Annotated in this window: 2 protein-coding genes; both read right to left on the bottom strand. The window is 80.5% G+C overall.

Annotated features, from left to right (window positions below; translation table 11 throughout):
* Positions 1-79 precede the first annotated feature (79 nt).
* Positions 80-991 (bottom strand): spermidine synthase, encoded by a 912-nt coding sequence (locus WDV85_RS09480; RefSeq protein ID WP_339570370.1) that lies wholly within the window; start codon positions 989-991, stop codon positions 80-82.
* 144 nt (positions 992-1,135) lie between these two features.
* On the bottom strand, positions 1,136-1,612 hold the full coding sequence (arfB, locus tag WDV85_RS09475) for an alternative ribosome rescue aminoacyl-tRNA hydrolase ArfB (protein ID WP_339570369.1): 477 nt from the start codon (positions 1,610-1,612) through the stop codon (positions 1,136-1,138).
* Positions 1,613-1,687: the final 75 nt, after the last annotated feature.

Genomic DNA, 1,687 nt, shown 5'->3' with positions numbered 1-1,687 from the left:
TCGGGCCGGACGTCGGCGAGCACGGTGCGGGCTGAGCCGTCCACGAGCGTGACCGTGCACGGTCACGCTCGTGGACGGCTCAGCCCGCACCGTGCTCGCCGACGTCCGGCCCGACCTCTGGCCCGGCGACCGGCTCGCCCGGCGGCACCGGGTCGTGCTCGGGCCTCGCCCCGGCCACGAGCTCGACGAGGTCGTCGCCGTCGACCCACCGCGTGGGCACGGGAGCTCGCGCCGCCCGGCGGACGAGCCGGTCGGCGGGCAGCGGCGCTGGCGAGGCGACGACGACGGCGTTGGCGTAGCGGCGGCCCCGGAGCAGGCCCGTCTCCGCCAGGACGCCCACGTGCTCGAAGACCTCCGCCACCGTGGCGACCTCACGGCGCAGCTTCTTCAGCGGCGGCCGGTCGGCCACGTTGGCGAGGTAGGTGCCGTCCGGGCGCAGCACCCGGGCGACGTCCCGGGTGAACTCGAGGGTCCGCACGTGCCGGGGCGTCGTGTCCCCGGCGAAGACGTCGCGGACGACGGCGTCGGCACTGGCGTCGCGGCGGGTCGCCAGGCGCTCGCGGGCGTCGCCGACCTGCAGGCGCAGGGCGGGGGAGCGGGGCAGGTCGAACCACTCGCGGACCAGGCGGGCGAGGTCCTCGTCGACCTCGACGGCGACCTGCCGCGAGCCCGGGCGCGTCGCGTCCACGTAGCGGGCGAGGGCGCACCCGGCGGCGCCGAGGTGGACGACCTCGAGCGGCCCCCCGGCCGGCTCGCGCTCGTCGAGGACGTCGGCCATCCACCGCAGGTACTCGAACTCCAGGACCGTCGGGTCGCCCGTGTGGACCGAGGAGCTGGCGACGCCGTTGACGAAGACGGTCCAGGCCCGCCCGTCGCTGCCGCTGCGGGCGAGCTCGACGACGCCGCTCGCCGTCGACCACGTGCCGGGCTGCGGCTGGGGCCGGGGGCCGCGATCGGCGGACGCGCGGGAGGGGCGGTGGCGGTCGGGCACCGGCCCACCCTGGCCGAGGCGACGACGGCGCGCGCGGGAGGGCCCGCGCCGCCGCGGGAGCGTGCCGCGGGCGGCGGGCCGGGAGGGCCACGCCGGCGCCGTCGGCGACGACCCGCAGCGGCCCGGCGCCGCGGCCGGCCGACCTCAGCCGTCGTCGGGCCGCCGGCGCAGCGCCTTCGTCCGCCCGCGCGCCGTCTTGGCGTCGGTGCGGCGGGCACGCGCCTGCCGCGAGGGCGCCGTCGCGCGCCGCGAGGCGGGCGGTGGGCGCAGGCCCTCGGCGACGAGGGCGGCGAGGCGCTCGCGGGCGCTCGCGCGGTTGCGGAGCTGCTCGCGGTGCTCGGAGGCCCGGACGACGAGCGCGCCGTCGACGAGCCGGGGGCCGAGGCGCTCCAGCAGCCGCTCGCGCTGCGGCGCCGACAGCGCCCGCGAGCGCGCGGGGACCCAGCGCAGCTCCACCGCGGAGTCGGTGGTGTTGACGCCCTGCCCGCCCGGGCCGCCGGCCCGGCTGAAGCGCCACGCGAGCTCCGCCGACGGCAGGAGCACCCCGCGGGTCACGCGCAGGTCGCCTGCGGGGTCGCCGCCGGACGCCCCCGCAGGGGCCGACGCCGAGGATCCGCTCACCCGCCCAGGGTGCCCGAGAGCGGCGGCGCCCCGCCGCTCCCCAAGCCGGCCGGTCCGCGCGCCCCTCCGGTGCCG

Source organism: Pseudokineococcus sp. 5B2Z-1, from assembly GCF_037482305.1.
Taxonomy (GTDB): domain Bacteria; phylum Actinomycetota; class Actinomycetes; order Actinomycetales; family Quadrisphaeraceae; genus Pseudokineococcus.
Note: the sequence above shows the minus strand (reverse complement) of the source record. Positions and strands in the feature narration are given on the sequence as shown.